Annotated in this window: 1 protein-coding gene; it reads right to left on the bottom strand. The window is 37.2% G+C overall.

Going from position 1 to position 1,571, the window contains the following annotated elements; genetic code table 11:
- A partial coding sequence (locus tag AMDU4_RS10910) for a glycoside hydrolase family 15 protein (RefSeq protein ID WP_290705123.1) occupies nt 1–1,347 on the bottom strand: 1,347 nt, incomplete at its 3' end.
- Nucleotides 1,348–1,571: the final 224 nt, after the last annotated feature.

Below are 1,571 nucleotides of genomic sequence, written 5' to 3'. Positions count from 1 at the left end.
TTCTATACTGAGCCATTTACTGTATGGTGCATGATAGTCAAGTGCCTTGCCCATTTTAATTGCTCTGTCAAATGCAGCCCATGATATTAATTTAGAATATAGATAGTGCTTTGGTTCTGATCTAATTTCCCAAATGCTTGAATCAGGCAATTTCCATAAATCCTTAAGTGTGTCCAGAAGTTGAATTACAAAATCCCAGAGCTGTGTAGTTACAAGGCCACCTGCTTCCTGAAATCTGAATATAGCGCTTACTAAGGATCCGTATTGATCTATTTGAAGCTGGTCCGACGCCTTGTTTCCACTTCTGACCGGAAGAGATGCCATATGCCCTGAAAGATTTACTATTTCCTCATTTAAGTTGTCATCGCCGTTTATCGTATACATTGTTTTTAACTTTTTATCCCGCTGAATTATTGCCATTATATTATATAGGAATTTTGCCGGTTCCTCGGTCAAACCAATGAAAGAAAAAGCTTCTATTACATAGGCGGTGTCCCTAATCCATGTATGTCTATAATCCCAATTTCTTTCACCCCCTATTACCTCAGGAAGGCTTGTTGTTGGGGCTGCCACCATCATTCCTGTGGGTCCATGGAAAAGCCCCTTTAATGTGACTGCCGATCTTATAACATAATCACGATACAGACCATTGTAATTTATTTTCACGGCCCATGATTTCCAGTACCGTCTAGTTTCTTCCAATCTGTAGTCTGATCTGTATTGTTTTACATTTCCTATCTGCCTTACTCCACTCTGTATAACTATCCATTCGGATGTATCTTTCTTCAAAATAATGTTATTATAGACATTTCCCCTTCCCTTAATTAATTTAATATTAGTAGAAATGCCAAGTGTCTGGTTTTCTGAAGTGAAAAGGTATCCATAACTATTTCCTGTTATTTTTTTCTGGCCTGCGCCAAAATTAAAATTTGGTTTGAAATCTATAGACACCTCAACATCAGAACTTGGTGCTTCTATAAATCTATGTATTTCCGGGAAATTTATTGTGCCGGACTCTGAAATCGGGAAGAAATCTGTAAGCCTGAGAATGACCCGGCCATCCTTTATAAATTCTGTAATCAATATATTCGTGTACTCCTCATAAAATTGTTTAACGTAGCATTCCATAATGGGTTTAATTTTAAAATAACCTCCATTTTTTGAGTCAAGTATAGCATCAAAAACAGGGGTAGAATTAAAGTCTGGTAAACATGTCCAGTCTATGGTTCCGTCTATTCCTACAAGTGCTGCTGTTCTACTATTTGCAATGAACCCATGATTTGCGATTTTTAGATGCCCCATATTATATGCCTGTGTGACATTGTAAAGCCCATTATCTATACTCATTCAAACTAAAACGTTACCGTGTATAAAGAGTTTTTGAGAACGCATATACAGGAATTATAGAATCAGAATATACAATAAAAACAATAATTGAGGGCATCGAGAAAGTGCCATAACCTTATTCTGAAAAGGTGTGCTATTAGTACCTGCTTATTATTGTTACAACGTCTTCATCGTTTATCTTATATTCCAGGCCAACCCGCGCCTCTATTTTTCTTGAGGGTCCC

The sequence above is a fragment of the Ferroplasma sp. Type II genome, from assembly GCF_000496155.1.
The sequence above is the reverse complement of the archived record's forward strand: the minus strand, read 5'-3'. Positions and strand labels throughout refer to the sequence as shown.